The sequence below is a fragment of the Alcaligenes sp. Lyrl_28 genome, assembly GCF_051948705.1.
Taxonomy (GTDB): domain Bacteria; phylum Pseudomonadota; class Gammaproteobacteria; order Burkholderiales; family Burkholderiaceae_B; genus Alcaligenes; species Alcaligenes ammonioxydans.
This window is the reverse complement of record NZ_JAYJLG010000002.1, coordinates 269,074-286,450: the sequence shown is the minus strand read 5'-3', so window position 1 is coordinate 286,450 and position 17,377 is coordinate 269,074. Positions and strand designations below refer to the sequence as shown.

The 17,377-nt window shown below is 58.3% G+C and carries 15 protein-coding genes; 9 read left to right on the top strand and 6 right to left on the bottom strand.

Annotation, left to right across the window (positions count from 1 at the left end; all coding sequences use genetic code 11):
• Window positions 1-2: 2 nt before the first annotated feature.
• From minD to VF694_RS05955, 3 genes are all read left to right on the top strand, one after another.
• On the top strand, window positions 3-818 hold the full coding sequence (gene minD / locus VF694_RS05965; protein WP_003803585.1) for a septum site-determining protein MinD: 816 nt from the start codon (window positions 3-5) through the stop codon (window positions 816-818).
• Window position 819: 1 nt separating this feature from the next.
• Complete coding sequence (minE, locus tag VF694_RS05960; RefSeq protein WP_003803586.1) at window positions 820-1,098, top strand: cell division topological specificity factor MinE; 279 nt, start codon at window positions 820-822, stop codon at window positions 1,096-1,098.
• A 258-nt stretch (window positions 1,099-1,356) separates the two neighbouring features.
• On the top strand, window positions 1,357-2,505 hold the full coding sequence (locus VF694_RS05955) for an aromatic ring-hydroxylating oxygenase subunit alpha (protein ID WP_003803587.1): 1,149 nt from the start codon (window positions 1,357-1,359) through the stop codon (window positions 2,503-2,505).
• A gap of 116 nt (window positions 2,506-2,621) precedes the next feature.
• Here the strand turns inward: VF694_RS05955 and VF694_RS05950 are convergent, their stop codons facing one another.
• From VF694_RS05950 to ettA, 3 genes are all read right to left on the bottom strand, one after another.
• Entirely contained in the window at window positions 2,622-2,849 is a 228-nt protein-coding gene (locus VF694_RS05950) for a glycine zipper 2TM domain-containing protein (RefSeq protein WP_003803588.1), read from the bottom strand.
• A gap of 113 nt (window positions 2,850-2,962) precedes the next feature.
• The gene (locus VF694_RS05945) at window positions 2,963-3,511 is read right to left on the bottom strand and encodes an isochorismatase family protein (RefSeq protein WP_003803589.1); all 549 of its coding nucleotides are present in this window, start codon (window positions 3,509-3,511) and stop codon (window positions 2,963-2,965) included.
• 10 nt (window positions 3,512-3,521) lie between these two features.
• Entirely contained in the window at window positions 3,522-5,195 is a 1,674-nt protein-coding gene (gene ettA / locus VF694_RS05940; protein ID WP_003803590.1) for an energy-dependent translational throttle protein EttA, read from the bottom strand.
• A gap of 162 nt (window positions 5,196-5,357) precedes the next feature.
• Between ettA and VF694_RS05935 the strand changes: the two genes are divergently transcribed.
• Entirely contained in the window at window positions 5,358-5,885 is a 528-nt protein-coding gene (locus VF694_RS05935) for a hypothetical protein (protein ID WP_440163912.1), read from the top strand.
• A 6-nt stretch (window positions 5,886-5,891) separates the two neighbouring features.
• Here VF694_RS05935 and VF694_RS05930 read toward each other — a convergent pair whose 3' ends face one another.
• Window positions 5,892-6,815 (bottom strand): glycosyltransferase family 2 protein, encoded by a 924-nt coding sequence (locus VF694_RS05930; protein ID WP_003803593.1) that lies wholly within the window; start codon window positions 6,813-6,815, stop codon window positions 5,892-5,894.
• Window positions 6,816-7,073: 258 nt separating this feature from the next.
• Complete coding sequence (locus VF694_RS05925) at window positions 7,074-7,202, bottom strand: hypothetical protein (protein ID WP_003803595.1); 129 nt, start codon at window positions 7,200-7,202, stop codon at window positions 7,074-7,076.
• 225 nt (window positions 7,203-7,427) lie between these two features.
• On the opposite strand from VF694_RS05925, the gene uvrA reads away from it, so the two are divergent.
• The 3 genes from uvrA to VF694_RS05910 are packed head-to-tail and all read left to right on the top strand — an operon-like array spanning window position 7,428 to window position 14,879.
• Window positions 7,428-13,133: an excinuclease ABC subunit UvrA gene (gene uvrA / locus VF694_RS05920; RefSeq protein WP_440163911.1), complete on the top strand. Its 5,706-nt coding sequence runs from the start codon at window positions 7,428-7,430 to the stop codon at window positions 13,131-13,133.
• Window positions 13,106-14,218: an aminodeoxychorismate synthase component I gene (gene pabB, locus VF694_RS05915; RefSeq protein WP_003803597.1), complete on the top strand. Its 1,113-nt coding sequence runs from the start codon at window positions 13,106-13,108 to the stop codon at window positions 14,216-14,218. The genes uvrA and pabB overlap by 28 nt, the downstream gene beginning before the upstream one ends.
• 10 nt (window positions 14,219-14,228) lie before the next feature.
• Window positions 14,229-14,879, top strand: a complete 651-nt coding sequence (locus VF694_RS05910; protein ID WP_003803598.1) for an aminotransferase class IV — start codon at window positions 14,229-14,231, stop codon at window positions 14,877-14,879.
• Here VF694_RS05910 and VF694_RS05905 read toward each other — a convergent pair.
• Complete coding sequence (locus VF694_RS05905; protein WP_003803599.1) at window positions 14,856-15,656, bottom strand: tRNA threonylcarbamoyladenosine dehydratase; 801 nt, start codon at window positions 15,654-15,656, stop codon at window positions 14,856-14,858. The two genes, VF694_RS05910 and VF694_RS05905, sit on opposite strands and share 24 nt — an antisense overlap.
• A 376-nt stretch (window positions 15,657-16,032) precedes the next feature.
• Here VF694_RS05905 and VF694_RS05900 point away from each other — a divergent pair, with 376 nt between their 5' ends.
• Both VF694_RS05900 and pdxH read left to right on the top strand, forming a co-directional pair.
• Entirely contained in the window at window positions 16,033-16,704 is a 672-nt protein-coding gene (locus VF694_RS05900) for a gamma-glutamylcyclotransferase (RefSeq protein ID WP_003803600.1), read from the top strand.
• 9 nt (window positions 16,705-16,713) lie between these two features.
• Window positions 16,714-17,346 (top strand): pyridoxamine 5'-phosphate oxidase, encoded by a 633-nt coding sequence (gene pdxH / locus VF694_RS05895; RefSeq protein WP_440163910.1) that lies wholly within the window; start codon window positions 16,714-16,716, stop codon window positions 17,344-17,346.
• Window positions 17,347-17,377: the final 31 nt, after the last annotated feature.

The window sequence follows — 17,377 nt, the reverse complement described above, 5'->3', positions numbered from 1 at the left end:
TCATGGCGCGTATAGTTGTAGTGACCTCCGGCAAGGGCGGCGTGGGTAAAACCACCACCAGTGCCAGTTTTGCATCTGGTCTTGCGATGCGCGGTCACAAGACCGTGGTCATCGACTTTGACGTCGGCTTGCGCAACCTGGATCTGATCATGGGTTGCGAACGACGCGTGGTGTACGACTTCGTCAATGTGATCCAGGGCGAAGCCACATTGAACCAGGCCTTGATCCGTGACAAGCAGCTGGAAAATCTGTTCATCCTACCCGCTTCCCAGACACGCGACAAAGATGCACTGACCCGCGAAGGCGTGGAAAAGGTGCTCGAAGAGCTCAAGGGCATGGGTTTTGAATACATTGTCTGCGACTCGCCTGCCGGTATCGAAACCGGCGCACTGATGGCCTCCTATTTTGCGGACGATGCCCTGGTAGTGACCAACCCGGAAGTATCCTCGGTGCGCGACTCGGATCGCATTCTGGGGATTTTGGCGGCCAAATCGCGACGTGGTGAGCAAGGCAAAGAACCGATCAAAGAATACTTGCTGTTGACCCGCTACAGCCCCAAACGTGTCTCGGATGGTGAAATGCTGTCCCTGCAAGACGTCGAAGATATCTTGCGTATCAAACTGATTGGCGTGACCCCGGAATCGGAAACCGTACTGCAAGCGTCCAACCAAGGAGTACCTGTTATCCATATCAAGGAAAGTGATGTGTCCCAAGCCTATCAGGACATCGTAGATCGTTACCTGGGTGAAGAGAAACCGTTGCGTTTTGTGGATTACGAAAAGCCAGGTCTGTTCAAGCGCCTGTTCGGAGGAAAGTAATATGTCTTTCCTGTCCTTCCTGCTCGGTCACAAGAAAACGTCGGCAACGGTCGCCAAAGACCGTCTGCAACTAATCCTCATCAACGAACGCGGTCAAGGTGGGGTTGCACCTGACTACTTGCCCCGCTTGCAAAAAGAGCTGGTGGAAGTCATTTCACGTTACGTGAAGATTAATCCCGATGACATCAAGGTGAACCTTGATCGCCAGGACTCGCTGGAAGTGCTGGAAGTCAAAATCGAAATGCCGCAGATCGATGCCAGTGCCATGGAAAACAAATAAAGCGCACCCGGCACACACCATCTTGCTGCTTGAAATGGCCATCCCCTGGGATGGCCATTTTCTTGGCTGTCTGCTTCGCACGGCAACGCGCGTAAAACCCGCCAAACGCCGTCCATCTTGCGGCTAGGTGGCTAATAGATAAGGTACAATTTCGCCTTGGTAATCGGCCAGTTCCGATTTTTCTTCGCGCCAGAGATGGTGGTTAAGGCCATCAAACGCCCATCCAGGCCTGGCTTATTGACCTATGCGGAGGGAATCATGACCGATCTCGGTCAGATGAAACGTCTTGTGCCCGCTCACCCCCAGCTTCCTGTTAGCGCCTATTTCGACCACGCTTTGTTTGAACGTGAACAAGAGCGCATTTTTCAACAGTCCGCCTTGTATGTCGGCCATGAAAAGCTCGTTCCCGAACCCGGCGACTGGCGCACCCTGATTCAGGAAAATGCTGCCCGTACCCTGATACGCAGCCAACACGGCGTAGAACTGCTCTCGAACGTCTGCAGGCATCGCCAGGCGCTGATGCTGGGTGGCATGCCCGGCCAGCCCAATCAGGCCAGCCACGGCTCCCTGAGCAGTACAGGCGGCCATATTGTCTGCCCCCTGCACAACTGGACCTACAGTGCCCAGGGTGATTTACTGGCCGCGCCCCGATTCAAGGACAAACCTTGTCTGAACCTGGAACGCTATCCTTTACGCGATTGCCACGGCCTCTTGTTTGAAGGGTCACGGGATCCGGCCCGGGATATGGCGGCCTTGTTCAGCCGGCCAGAATTCGACTTTCAGGACTACGTGCTCGATCATGTCGAAATTCACCAGTGCAACTACAACTGGAAGACCTTTATCGAGGTCTATCTGGAGGACTATCACGTCGCCCCGTTCCATCCCGGCCTGGGCCAGTTCGTCACCTGTGACGATCTGGAATGGGAGTTCAGTGACTGGTACAGCTTGCAGCGTGTGGGCATACACCAGGCCCTGGCCCATCCCGGTTCGCCCACCTACCGCCAATGGCACGACAGTCTGCTGGCTTACCGCCAAGGCGAAGCGCCAGATTTCGGTGCTGTCTGGGTCACTTATTTCCCCACCCACATGATCGAGATCTATCCCCATGTACTGGTACTGTCCACCCTGTACCCAAAGGGCCCACAGGAGACCTTGAATGTGGTGGAGTTTTACTATCCCGAAGAGATCGTGGCTTTTGAACGGGACTTTGTGCATGCACAGCGCGCGGCGTACATGGAAACAGCCGTGGAAGATGACGAGATTGCGGAGCGCATGGATGCCGGACGTCGCGCCCTGATGGAACGAGGAGTCTGCGAAGTGGGCCCCTACCAGTCTCCGCTCGAGGACGGGATGAAACATTTTCACCAGTGGTATAGATCCATGATGGATGAGGACGGCTACCGATAAAGCCTCGAGCTTTTGCTGCGTACCACATAAAAAAAGCCTCAAGGTCGGGATGGATTCTCAGTACCTTGAGGCTTTTGACGCTGGCGAGCGTTTCAGCTCGTCCGGCAAATTTGAGTTTAGCGGTTCTTGCCGATCTGATCGCCGATGACGCCGCCAATCGCAGCCCCACCCACGGTGCCCAGCACACCACCATTTGTAATGACCGCACCGGCCACACCGCCCAGACCCGCGCCCGTTACGGCGCCTTTTTGACGTTTGCTCATCCCATCCCAGGAAGAGCAGCCCGCCATCACGACGGCCAGAACCGTGGCCAAACCCACTTTAGTGATAGTCGTCATATTCATCCGTTAACCTCCGTGAAGTATCCGTGCTCGACACGGCATTAAAGTCTATCTTCACCCTGCGGAGCAAATTAGTCCAGATCCTATTGTTAGGCAACGCAACAGATGTAATTTCGCTAGGAATCCATTTTTTTGATCAGGGCCAGAACTGATTTGAAAGCCGGGTTGGCCGGTGTTTCCAGCCATTCAAACAGGGCCATTTCGGCGCTAACGCGCTCCAATCCATGCATCGCCCAGCGATCCCAGGCTGCCTGCCGGGACTCGGGATGACGCGAGCCCACACAATCGCCGACCAACACGGGTTCATACCCGCGCTCACTCAAACCCAGGCCAGTTTGTAACACACACACGTGAGACTCTGTACCCAGTAACAACACTCGTGGGCGGCCTACCGGCAAGGCAGGCAGGAAATCGGCCTCACGCGTGGCATCAAAGTGCGTTTTATGCAGCACTTTATCAATATGCGGTAGCAGGGAGGCGTCGGTCGGGCCGATTTTCTCAGCCCAATGCTCGGTTGCCAGAACCGGCACCCCTAAAAGGCGAGCCGCCTGTGCCACCTTCCCGGCACGTTCGACCAAGGCTTGGTGGTCTGCAATGGCGGGCAACAGACCCGTTTGCATATCAACAATCAAGACGACGGACTGATGGGCATTGAGCACAGGCATGGCACCTTCCTTATTTCAGGGATTTGTAGCGGATACGACGGGGCTTGGCAGCGTCCTCGCCCAGGCGTTTTTTCTTGTCTGCCTCGTATTCCTGATAGTTGCCGTCAAAGAATACAACCTGCGAATCGCCCTCGAACGCCAGGATATGGGTAGCGATGCGGTCCAGGAACCAGCGATCGTGGCTGATCACCATGACCGAGCCGGCAAACTCCAGCAGAGCATCCTCCAGCGCACGCAAGGTCTCCACATCCAGGTCATTGGAGGGTTCGTCCAGCAGCAACACGTTGCCACCCGCAATCAGCGTCTTGGCCAGGTGCAAACGACCACGCTCCCCGCCCGACAGATTGCCCACAATCTTGTTCTGATCAGCACCCTTGAAGTTAAAGCGCCCCAGATACGCACGCGATGGCATTTCAAAGCGACCCACGGTCAGCAGATCTGCCCCGTCAGCAATCGCATCGAAAACAGTTTTGTCATTTTCTAGCGCATCACGCGACTGGTCGACATACGCCAGCTTGACCGTCTGACCCAGCTTGACCGTACCCGAATCCGGCTGCTCTTTACCAGCCAGCATGCGGAACAAGGTGGATTTACCGGCACCGTTAGGGCCAATAATCCCAACGATGGCACCGGCTGGCACCTTGAAGCTCAGGTTGTCAATCAGCAGACGATCGCCATAGCCCTTGCTGACGTTTTCAAATTCAATCACTTCATTACCCAGACGCTCGGCCACCGGAATAAAGATTTCCTGGGTTTCGTTGCGCTTCTGGTATTCGTGCGAGGACAGTTCCTCGAAGCGGGCCAGACGCGCCTTGGCTTTGGCCTGACGCCCCTTGGGGTTCTGACGTACCCACTCCAGCTCTTTCTTGATGGTGCGCTGACGAGCACTTTCCGAAGCCTCTTCCTGCTTCAGACGATCGTCCTTCTGCTCCAGCCAGGAGCTGTAGTTGCCCTTCCAGGGGATGCCGTGACCACGGTCCAGCTCCAGAATCCACTCGGCGGCGTTATCCAGGAAGTAACGATCGTGGGTTACTGCCACAACGGTGCCGGGGAACTGGCGCAGGAACACTTCCAGCCAGTCCACGCTTTCCGCGTCCAGGTGGTTGGTTGGCTCGTCCAGCAGCAACATGTCGGGCTTGGACAGCAGCAACTGACACAGGGCCACGCGACGCTTTTCACCACCGGACAGGTTTGCAATGGAGGCATCCCAAGGTGGCAGACGCAGCGCATCGGCCGCAATTTCCATCTGGGTTTCGATATCGTCCGCACCGCTGGTCGCGGCGGCCGCAATAATGGATTCCAGCTCGGCCTGCTCGGCGGCCAGAGCGTCAAAGTCCGCATCGGGCTCGGCGTATTCGGCGTAGACCTGTTCCAGACGCTGGCGTGCCTCGAAAACCTGGCCCAGACCGGCCTGCACAGCCTCACGAACCGTGTGCTCTGGATTCAGCTGAGGTTCTTGTGGCAGATAACCGATTTTGATCCCTGCCATGGGGACGGCTTCGCCCTCGATCTCGGTATCTACGCCGGCCATGATCTTGAGCAAGGTGGATTTACCCGAGCCGTTCAGGCCCAGCACACCAATCTTGGCACCTGGAAAGAAAGACAAGGAGATATTGCGCAGAATCTGCCGCTTGGGCGGCACAATCTTGCCCACGCGGTTCATCGAATAAACGTATTGAGCCATATAAACCTAAAAAGGAAAAACAGGTCGTGTTCGGAAAACTGGGATTGTAGGCGTTTGGCGCCCAAAAGGCAGGCTTCTGTCGGACCCAGAACCAAACACCGGGCCTGAGTGCAGGCCTGTCTCGGGTAATATACTCACTTTTGCTGACAATCCAAAAACGCCATGCCCACATCTGACGCCCCCGAACTTGTATTTACCACGGAAGAGATCGAAACCCTGGGTCGCACGGCCGATGCGCTAAGCGCCTATCTGGGCCGGGCTGTGCTGGCCGAGATCGTGGGCGCAGAAGAAACCGGTTTTGAATGGGTCATCTTTGCCATGCCGCTGGACAAAGACGAAGACGAAAACGAATTCACGGTCGTGCAAATAGGCGGCGAACAGGCCCGTATCGTAGGCAACCGCGGTGGGCTGGCCCCACAAGACAAAGCCGTCTACGCCTGCCGCTATCTGTGGGCCATTCAGTTGAGCGATGCTGAGCCGGTGCGCTTTATCAAAGTGGACGAAGAGGGCGAAGAAGTGGCCTGGACCGAAACACTGGAAGAGCTCTTGCCCTTTGCGCTGGGCGAGGACGCCTTTGCCCCCGAAGACGACACCGAGGACGAGGACGAGGACGAGGACGAGGACGAGGACGAGGACGACGATGATGATGACAGCCCCGAGCCGGGCGTGCATGGTCACACCCTGCACTAATCGCGCTCAGGTCCGTCGCTTGTCACGCAGATAGAGCGCGGCCCCCACCGGCCACATCAGGGCCACCAGCAGATAGGACGCCAGCCCTTCAAGCCCATAGCCTGCTGGTGGTGTACGACCACTGGCCCGCAGGTGCAGCCCAAAGCGGGTGTAACGCGCAGCGGCCATCAAAAATGCCTTGGGTTCGTAGCGAAACCAGGGCAAGCATTTCACCACCGTATCCTGCGCCAGCAGCCACAAACCCAGTGCGTGCTGCTGGCTGGTCTTGCCTTGTACCGACAAAGAGTCGGGACTGTCGTGATAGACGCGGAACACGGTATTCACAAAGCGGTTCTTGTAGCCCGCACGGGCAATCGCCCGCCACACCAGACTTTCAGGTACAAAGCCATCAATTTGATCGGGAAAGGGAAACCTGCGCAGCACGGCGGTACTCAAGCAGCCGAACTTTTCGCCCCGCACGTGGTAGCGAAAGCTTATATCCAAGGCGCTGGCATCGAATACATCTTTGGGAAACATATCGCCCACGACCTTACCGTCAGGACGCACGCACAGGCCGGTAATGCCGGCATAACCTGCCCGCTCCTGCAGGGGAATATCAGCCCAGATCTGAGCCATATCGTAGAGCGCATTGACCAGCAAGGTGTCATCGCTGTCCAGCGCCACGACCAGCTCGCCTTGTGCCAGGGCCACCCCGTGATTGAAAGCGGCTTTCTTGTGACGGTTTTCCTGCCAAGCATAGCGAATCGGAAAAGGGGCCTGCTGCTGCCAGCCTTGCACCAGCTCCCGGGTGCCGTCAGTAGAGCCGTCATCAACCACCACCCACTCAAAATCCTGGCAAGTTTGTTCACATAAGGAACGATATACCCGCTCCAGCGTATGGGCGCGGTTATAACTCGGTGTCAGGACGGTGAATAAATGACGCCATTCCATGAGCGGATGTCCCCAAAAGATGCCATTACCTGTATTGATTAGGGTTGCAGGCAAGGTTTTATTTTTGCATCACAATGACACCATCATAAGCCAAGCGGGACACGGTGCCGTGCAGTATTCACACCGCCCTGCCCTGGCCGGAAGCAAAACCGGTCACGCACAAAAAAACCACAGGCACGCCTGTGGTTTTTTTGCTGCTGGCGGTGAATGCAGGAAGGAAAACCAGGTTTTCGTCTGCACACTGCCTACGTCAGGCACTTAGACGCGCTTGACTTTTTCCAGCATTTTGAAAACGCCCTTGGGTGCGCGCACAAACAGACGTTTGAATGCTTTACCCAGGCAACGACGCTCCAGCGTGTTGCGGCGAGTGCGTTTGATTTCCGCCATGGTGATCTCCGATCTTAATGTAAGCCCTGCCGGATGATCCCGACAAAAGCGCAATAGCTAACCAGAAATTCTACCGTAATCCGCGTTAAGATACAAAGGCTAGAGTGTGCATCCCCGGCAACACCCTGCTGACATGTACCGCTCCAACTGGCGCATGAGGCCTGTTTGCCAGGCCTTTCCCCTGCCGCTTCCTTACCCTGCCATCTCCAGAAAGCCGACCCTGCCATGAGCTCAGAAATCCGCATTTTTGGCGCCCGCCAGAACACTCTGAAAAATCTGAATGTACGTATAAAAACGGGCGAGTTACTGGTTATTACAGGCGTATCGGGGTCGGGCAAAAGTTCTTTGGCTTTCGACACCCTGTATGCCGAGGGCCAACGGCGCTACGTGGAAACATTTTCCCCCTATGCGCGCCAGTTTCTGGATCGCATGGACAAGCCCCAGGTCGATCGCATCGAGGGCATTTTGCCCGCCATTGCCATCGATCAGGTGAACCCGGTGCGCAATTCACGCAGCACGGTGGGCACCATGACGGAGCTGAACGATTACATCAAGCTCTTGTATGCCCGCCTGGGCGAGCTGTATTGCCGCCAGTGTGCTCAGCCGGTACGCCGCGACAATGCCGACAGCATCGCCAAGCAAATTCGCAAACTGGCAGCCGACCATGACGACCCTCGTCTGGTTTTGACCTTTGCGGTCAAGGTTCCCGCCAACTTCACGCAAGAAGAAATCGAAACCTTGCTGCATCAGCAGGGTTACACCCGCCTGCATCACGAGGAAACCCACACGGTCACCGCCAGCGGTGATGGCCCCAAGAAAGGCAAGAGTGCCAGAGCCACATCGACTGAACAGAAGCTTCTGTATGTCATTCAGGACCGCTTCCGTGCCAGCACAGTCGAACCTGAGCGTTTCATGGAAGCGATCGAGGCCGCCTTGCGCCATGGTCAGGGCAAACTGACTGTTTATGCCTCCGCCAGTGCAGAGGGTCCCGAGACCGCCTGGCGTTTCAGCCAGGGCCTGCATTGTGCCCAATGCGATATTGAATACAGTACCCCGGTTGCCAGTACCTTCTCGTTCAATTCGCCCTTGGGCGCGTGTGACACCTGCCGCGGTTTTGGTCGGGTGATGGGTATTGATTACGGATTAGTGGTTCCCGACCCCAGCAAAAGTCTGCTGGAAGGCGCGATCCGCCCGTGGCAGACGGCCAGCTACAAAGAATGCCAAGTGGAAATGGAGCGCTATGCACCGGCTGCTGGCGTGCGCCTGTCCGTGCCCTGGAAGGACTTGAGCCAGGAAGAACGCGACTGGGTGATTAATGGCACCCCGGACTGGAAGGGTGGCAATCAAGCCTGGAAAACCCAGTGGTACGGCGCCCAACGTTTCTTTGACTGGCTGGAATCACGCGCCTACAAAATGCATGTGCGTGTGTTGCTGTCCAAATACCGCAGTTACACCACCTGTCCGGCCTGCGCCGGCTCTCGTCTGAAACCCGAAGCCAGCTTGTGGCGTGTGGGCGATCAGGCCGCCCCCGCCGATTCCCGCTACCCACGTTTCATGCCCGTGCATTCCAACTGGCTGCGCGAACAACTGGATGCCATGCCCGGCCTGAGCGTCCCGGACCTGATGCGCCTGCCTATCGAGCACGTGCGCACGTTTTTCGGTGGCCTGCACTTTGGCGACGCACGCGATGCGGCCATCGACCTGCTCTTGAAAGAAACCCTGTCCCGTCTGGATTATCTGTGCGATGTGGGCCTGTCCTATCTATCCCTGGACCGCCAAAGCCGCACCCTGTCTGGCGGTGAAGTACAGCGTATCAACCTGACCACGGCGCTGGGCACCTCGCTGGTGAACACCTTGTTCGTGCTGGACGAGCCGTCGATTGGTCTGCACCCGCGCGACATGCACCGCATTATTGAAGTGATGCACCGTCTGCGCGGCAATGGCAACACGCTGGTTGTGGTCGAGCACGACCCACAAGTGATGGTGGCTGCCGACCGTATTCTGGATATGGGCCCCGGCCCGGGCGAGCGCGGTGGCCAGATTCTGTTTGATGGTTCGCCCCAAGCCTTGCGCGGCGCGGAAACGCTGACAGGCCGCTACCTGAGTGGCGAGCTGAGCATCGAATCGCCCCGCCCCATGCCGGTGGCCGACAATACCCCGCGCCTGCTGCTGGAAGATGTCAGTGCGCACAATCTGCGCCATATCTCCGTGTCCATTCCGCTGGGCCGTCTGGTCTGCGTGACCGGCGTTTCCGGTTCAGGCAAATCCACACTGATCCAGGACGTGCTCTACCCGGCCATCCTGAAACAACAAGGCAAACCGACAGAAGCCCCTGGTTCTTACGGCGCCCTGCTGGGCGCCGAGCAGATTGCCGAAGTGGTGATGGTGGACCAGACACCTATCGGCAAGACGGCACGCTCCAACCCGGCCAGCTATGTGGGCGCTTTTGACCCGATCCGCAAGCTGTTCGCCCAGGCTCCACTGTCCAAAGAACGCAGCTACACGCCGGGTACCTTCAGCTTCAATAGTGGTGATGGCCGCTGCCCGACTTGCGGTGGCACCGGTTTTGAACATATCGAAATGCAGTTCCTGTCCGATGTGTACCTGCGCTGCCCGGATTGCGATGGCAAGCGCTTCCGCCCCGAAGTGCTGGAAGTGCGTATTGAACACTTCGGACGCAGTGCCTCGATTGACGAGGTACTGGACATGACCGTGCATCAGGCCATGGAATTCTTCGAAGGCCTGCGCGACGTGCAAACGGGCCTGGCTCCCTTGGCCGATGTCGGTCTGGACTACCTGAAACTGGGTCAGCCCGTGCCCACGCTCTCGGGCGGTGAAGCACAGCGTCTAAAGCTGGCCGCCTATCTGGCCCAGGCCTCACGCACCCGCCTGAGCCAGGTAAAGGTCGCCAAAAAGGGCAATCTGTTCCTGTTCGACGAACCCACAACCGGCCTGCACTTTGACGACATTGCCCGCCTGATGCGCGCCTTCCGCAAACTGCTGGCCGCCGGTCACAGTCTGTTGATCATCGAGCACAATCTGGACCTGATCCGCGCTGCCGACTGGATTATTGATCTGGGCCCTGAGGGGGGCGAACACGGCGGCCAGTTATTGGGAGCAGGAACACCGGCCGACATCATGGCGCTGGCCCAATCGCACACTGGCCAGGCCCTCAAAGAGTACGAACACGCTATTCTGGGCACAGGCGCTGCCCTGTTTCAGGAACCCGAGGTAGATTACAAGGCCCGCTCAGGCGGCAGCAACGATGGCCAGATCGCCATTCTGAATGCCCGTGAGCACAATCTGAAAAACATCTCGGTTCACATCCCGCACAACACCTTCACGGTAGTGACAGGGGTGTCCGGTTCTGGCAAATCCACCCTGGCCTTCGACATTTTGTTTAATGAAGGTCAGCGCCGTTATCTGGAATCCCTGAACGCTTACGCACGCGCCATTGTTCAGCCAGCTGGCCAGCCTGATGTCGATGCGATTTATGGCATTCCGCCTACGGTCGCCATTGAACAGCGCACCAGCCGCGGCGGACGCAAGTCCACGGTGGCCACCATGACGGAAATCCACCACTTTCTGCGCTTGCTGTATGTGAAACTGGCCACCCAGTACTGCCCGGACTGCCAAGTCCCGGTCGCACCACAAACGGCCGAGCAGATCGCCGCCCAACTGTTGCGCGACCACAAGGGCGAGCATATTGGTTTACTGGCCCCGCTGGTGACCGCCCGCAAAGGCTATTACACCGACCTGGCCAAATGGGCTCAGGGCAAGGGCTATACTCATTTGCGCGTCGACGGCGAATTCATCCCCGTGACCCCCTGGCCACGCCTGGATCGCTACAGCGAGCACACGCTGGAACTGCCGGTGGCTGATCTGATTGTTGATCCGCGCCACGAGCTACAACTGCGTCAGGCTATCCGCGATGCGCTGGAACTGGGCCACGGCTCCTTTAGCGTGCTGGCCCCTTTGACGCCTTCGGGCAGCCTGTCGCTGGACGAGCGCCGCCAGGGCAAGCCACTGTCCAACGCCCGTCAGCAGCACTTCTCCGTCAAACGGGCCTGCCCCTGCTGCGGTACCAGCTTTCCCGAGCCGGACCCCCGGATGTTCTCCTACAACTCCAAGCACGGCTGGTGCAAGGACTGCTTCGGTACCGGCCTGAAACTGACCGGCTTCGATCAGGATCAAACCGGCGAAGAAAACAGCTGGAACAACGGTTATGAAGGCGAGGCGGTGGAATGCCCGAGCTGCCACGGTCAGCGTCTGAACCCCGTTTCCTTAGCGTTCAAATGGCGCGACCAGTCTATTGCCAAGCTGGCCGGCCTGCCTGTGGATGAGGCACAAACCTTTTTCGGCAACCTGAACCTGAGTGGTCGTGAAGCGGACATTGCCCGCGATATCCTGAACGAGATCCGCAGCCGTCTGGACTTCATGCATGAAGTGGGCCTGGGTTATCTGGCACTGGATCGTGCCGCCCCCACCTTGTCGGGTGGCGAGGCCCAACGTATCCGTCTGGCCGCCCAGTTGGGCTCGAACCTGCAAGGCGTGTGCTATGTGCTGGACGAACCCACCATTGGTCTGCACCCGCGCGACAACCAGATTCTGCTGAACGCCATGGCGCGTCTGGAAGGCAATGGGAATACTTTGGTGGTTGTCGAGCACGATGAGGACACCATACGCCGTGCCCAGCACATTATTGATATGGGCCCCGGTGCCGGTAAACGTGGCGGTGAAGTCATCGCCCAGGGTACGCTGGCAGAAATCGAGGCCAACCCCAATTCGCTGACTGGCCGCTATTTGCGCGAGCCGCTTAAACACCCCATGCAGGCGCGCCGTCCCGTTCAGGCCGATGCGCCCATGCTGACGGTGCACGATGCCAGCCTGCATAACCTGAACAAGGTCCAGGCCGGTATTCCGCTGGGCAAGCTCAGTCTGGTCACCGGTGTCTCGGGTTCCGGTAAATCCACCTTTGCCCGCGATGTGCTGCTGGATAATTTGCAGCGCGTTGTCGGCAGCAAAGAAAAGCCTGTGTGGCAGGGTTGCTCCAGCATCAGCGGCTGGGAAAGCCTGGACCGCGTGCTGGAAGTGGACCAGACCCCGATTGGCAAAACACCCCGCTCCTGCCCGGCCACATACATCGGCTTCTGGGATGAAGTACGCAAACTGTTTGCCAATACCAACGATGCCCGCCTGCGCGGCTGGAGCGCTTCACGCTTCTCCTTTAACACCGGCGATGGTCGCTGCCCCTTGTGCGAAGGCCAGGGCATGCGCACCTTGGAAATGAGCTTCCTGCCGGACGTGAAGGTGCCTTGTGACGCCTGTCACGGCCAGCGCTTCAATCCGGAAACACTGGCGGTGACCTGGCGCGACGTTTCCGCCGGCCAGCTGTTGCAAATGGATGTGGACGAGGCGGTTGAATACTTTGCTGCCCATCCTAAAATATTGCGCCCCCTGCAACTGATGCAAAGCGTGGGGCTGGGCTATCTGACTCTGGGTCAGCCCTCCCCCACTCTGTCGGGCGGCGAGGCGCAGCGCGTCAAGCTGGTCAGCGAACTGGTCAAGGCCCGCCTGGACGAAGGCATCACGCGTACAGGACGCGCCTACAAGGCCCCGCACACGCTTTATGTACTGGACGAGCCCAGCGTGGGCCTGTCCATGGCCGATGTGGAAAAGCTGATTGTGGTCTTGCACCGCCTGGTCGATGCAGGCCATACGGTGCTGGTGATTGAACATAATCTGGATTTGATTGCCGAAGCCGATTGGATCGTGGATCTGGGACCCGAGGGAGGTTCAGGCGGCGGCAGACTGGTGGTGCAAGGCACCCCCGATCAGGTCCAGGCCAACCGTGCCTCGCATACCGGCATGGCTCTGGCTCAATTTTTAAAGGAACACGGCGCATGTATGGCCGATTTGAAGACAGACTAAAAGGCTATGCGCTGGAAATGCAGGGCTATGTGGGCCATATCCAGGCCCGTAGCCCTGAAGAGCTAGGTCGTGCTTTTGAACAAATAGAACATGCCCGGCAAGCGGGACACTGGGTGGCTCTGGCCCTGGATTATGAGCTGGCCGAACTGTTCGAGCCGCGTCTGCCCGCCCGTGAACAAACCCAACATGCGCCGCTCAATGCCCTGGTATTCCAAGGCGCCCAGGAAGTCGATTTGTGGGACAGCCAGGTCGTGCCTGAACTGAGCGTCCAGTTGCAGCTCAGCCAGCAGAACTATCGGGATGCGCTCGCCCAGGTCCAGCAAGGCCTGCAAGCCGGGGATTTCTACCAGATCAACTACACCATGCCCCTGCGTATCCAGTCGGAGATGGTCCCACGCGATCTGTATACGGCTCTGGCCACTCGTCACCCTGTCGCCTATGCCGCCTACCTGGAGATCGGGGATCGCCATATTTTGTCGCTCTCGCCCGAACTGTTTCTGGAAAAACGAGGCAATATCGTGCGTACCCGGCCCATGAAAGGCACGCGCCCCCGCGATACGGACCCGGTTCAAGACCAGCAAAACGCCCAGGAACTGCAGCACAGCATTAAGGACCGGGCTGAAAACCTGATGATTGTCGATCTGCTGCGCAACGATCTGGGACAGGTCGCCCGCACCGGCAGCGTACAAACCACCAGCTTGTTCGATGTTGAGCAATACGCCTCGGTCTGGACCATGACCTCCAGCATTCAGGCTGAAGTAGACCCGGACTGCCGCCTGGAAACCTTGCTGCGAGCCCTGTTCCCTTGCGGCTCTATTACGGGCGCCCCCAAGCTGGCCGCCATGCAATGCATACGCAAGCTGGAACCACAGCGCCGTGGCATTTACTGTGGGTCAGTGGGCTACCTCAGCCCCGCAGGCGACCTGTCCTTGAATGTCAGCATCCGCAGCCTGGAGCTGGACATGCACGGCCAGGGCGTCTTTGGGGTGGGCGGAGGGATCGTACTGGACTCAGACCCGGACCAGGAGTGGCTGGAGTGCCTGTGGAAAGCACGGGTCCTACAAGCCCCTGTAACACTGACTTAAAGGCAGCACCATGAGCCAAAGCAAACCTGAGCTGATAGAAACATTGCGAGTAGACGCTGACGGCCAGATTCCCTTGCTGGAACTGCACCTGGAACGTGTCGCGCGAAGTTGTGCAGAGCTGGGCTACGACTGGGATGCGCAAACCTGGCTGCAAGCCATGCACCAGGCTCTGGGCCAGGCCCCCGCCCATACTCCCTTGCGCTTGCGCATACTCTGGAGTGCGCAGGCCAGCGCCCATGCCCAGGCCCAACCCCTGCCTGCACTGGAGGGGCCCTTGCAGTTGTGCCTGTCCCCCACCCCACTACCCGCACTGGACCCGCTGCTCTCGCACAAGACCACGCATCGGCCCTGGTATCAGGAAGCGAGTGCCCTGCTGGAACAAAACCCCCAGCTTTTTGATGTCATTTTTCTGGACACGCAAAATCGGGTATGCGAGGGCAGCCGCAGCAACATCTATATTCAGGATGAGCAGGGCCTATGGTGGACCCCTCCAGCCCACGGCTGGCTCTTGCCCGGTGTACAACGGCAGGCCCTGCTTAACAGCGGTCTGGCACGTGAAACCGAGATTTCCCTGGACGCCTTGCTCAACGCCCGTGCGATCCGGGTCTCGAACGCCCTGCGCGGCTGGCAGGATGCCTTACTGGTTCAAGATCCGGCTTAAGGCGTAATCGGCCGCAAGCATGCCCATGCTGGCCGTGATGGTCACCCCGGAGCCATAGCCCGCACAGGCCAACCCTTGCAACGCCCCATCCTCAGCCTGAGTCCAGTTTTGCGGCAGGCGGGTTTCCTGCTCGAACCACAGGCAATCCACTCCCATGCGAGGCACGCGCTTCAAGGCCCGTCCCTGTGCATCACTGCCTCGGGCAAAGCCATGCTGTTTGCGCAGAATCTGACGCAGCTTGCCAAGTAGGGCGTCATGGCGCGCCACCGATAAATCTCCCCGGCGCAAGCTCAAGGGATCGGTCTTGCCCCCGGCACCGCCACAACTGAGCAAGGGCACCTTGAGACGACGGGCCTGCAAGATCAGCGCGATCTTGGCACTGGCTTGGTCCGTACAATCAAGAAACACGTCAGGACGCTGCTCCATCAGGCTGGCCGCATTGTCCTCGGTCACGAAATCTTCAATCAACTGCACAACACAGTGCGGGTTGATCTGCCTGATGCGCTGGGCCATGGCGTCAATCTTGGCCATCCCCAAGGTGCTGTCCAATGCAGGCAACTGGCGGTTGATATTGGACTCGGCAATATTGTCCAGGTCGATCAGGGTAATCCGGCCCACCGCAGAACGGGCCAACGCCTCCACGGCCCATGTTCCCACGCCGCCGATGCCGGCCACCATCACATGGGCGGCAGCCAGACGCTCGCGCGCGCCGGCTCCATACAAACGATCCAAACCGCCGAAACGGCGTTCGGCATCCATGTTGTGCTGCTCTGTCATGCCCTCTGTCCATCACTGGCCGTTGCGACCAAACCCGTGCAGAACGCCAGCCTGCAGGCCAGCATGTCTCCACCACAAGGCAGGGGCGCCTGCGGCGCCCCATATCCCTCTTGCCTTGCTCGACCAGGCCATCAACAGCAAGGTCTGCACCAAGGCTAATGGATAATTCTACGTCTAATTTCGCCTGCACAGCCCGTGAAACAGGCCTTATGCCCTGGCGGCTTGACGGGTCCCTGCCAAATAGCAACACTCATATAAGCAAATTAGTATTTTTCCTTAGTTATCAGCGAGAAAGCCCGCTACAGTGGACTGTGCTTGTTCTACAATCGTCATAGGTTTCAAGCATCTGTGATTTTGGCTTTCCCCCTTTTTTGCCGTGAACATCGATTCTATTTCCGCCTCGCCTTCCGCCGTACCCACACCGTGCAGCTTCCGTGTCCTGACCGACGAAGAGCGCAACGCCTCTTTGCGTCAATCCCTGGAAGAGGTGCAGTGGTGTGAAAAGCAGGACCTGTGGGTCTATGGCTACGGTTCCCTGATCTGGCGTCCCGATTTTGAGTTCGCCGAACAACGCCAGGCCCTGCTGCGCGGCTATCACCGGGCGCTGTGCCTGTGGTCACGGATCAACCGCGGCACTCCTGAACAACCCGGTTTGGTGTTTGGCCTGGATGTGGGCGGATCGTGCCGGGGCATGGCGTTTCGTATTCCTGCTGAAAGCGTGCCCAAGGTATTCGATGCCCTGTGGCTGCGCGAGATGCCCAGCGGGGCATACATTCCCCGCTGGTTGCGCTGCCGCACCAGCCAGGGCGATATTCGTGCACTGGTCTTTACCATGAATCGCAAGACCGATGCCTACGTTCCCCGCATGCCCGACGAGCAACTGCGACAAGTGGTGTATTCGGCCCAGGGCACCAATGGCCCTTGCATTGAATACGTCATGGAAACCGCCTCGGCGCTGCAACGCTCTAAAATTCTGGATAAACGCCTGCAATCAGTGGTTCAATTGCTACAGAGTCACACTGCACTGCTTAATCCTCAACAAGCCTAAGAGCGCCCCATGTCCCTTGCCGATCTGCGTAACGAGTACGAACGCTTTTCCCTGAGCGAAGATGAACTATGTGCCGATCCTCGCCAGCAGTTCCAACGCTGGCTGGATCAGGCCATTGAACTGAAGGAAGTTGAACCCAATGCGATGACCCTGGCCACCGTAGGTGCCGACGGCCGCCCATCGGCGCGTGTGGTCCTGCTTAAAGCTTACGACGAACAAGGGCTGGTGTTTTTCACGAACTACACGTCTCGCAAAGGTACGGAGCTGGACCACAACCCATGGGCCAGCCTGTCCTTTTTCTGGCCCTCCATGCAGCGTCAAGTGCGCTTTGAAGGCCGTATCAGTCGTATCAGCGCGGCCGAATCGGACGAGTATTACCACAGCCGCCCTCTGGGCTCGCGCATTGGCGCCTGGGCCTCGCCACAAAGCCAGTCCATCAGCCGTGCCGAGCTGGATGCACGTGCCAAGCAGTACACTGAAAGCTTAGGTGAACATCCCGCCCGCCCTGAACACTGGGGTGGCTTCCGACTGACTCCAGACCACGTCGAATTCTGGCAGGGCCGCGCCTCGCGCCTGCACGACAGGCTGGTGTTCGACCGCAAGGACCCATCTGATTGGCAGGTGAGCCGACTGGCTCCGTAATGTACCCTTTGGGGGTGCCCTCCCGTCAGAC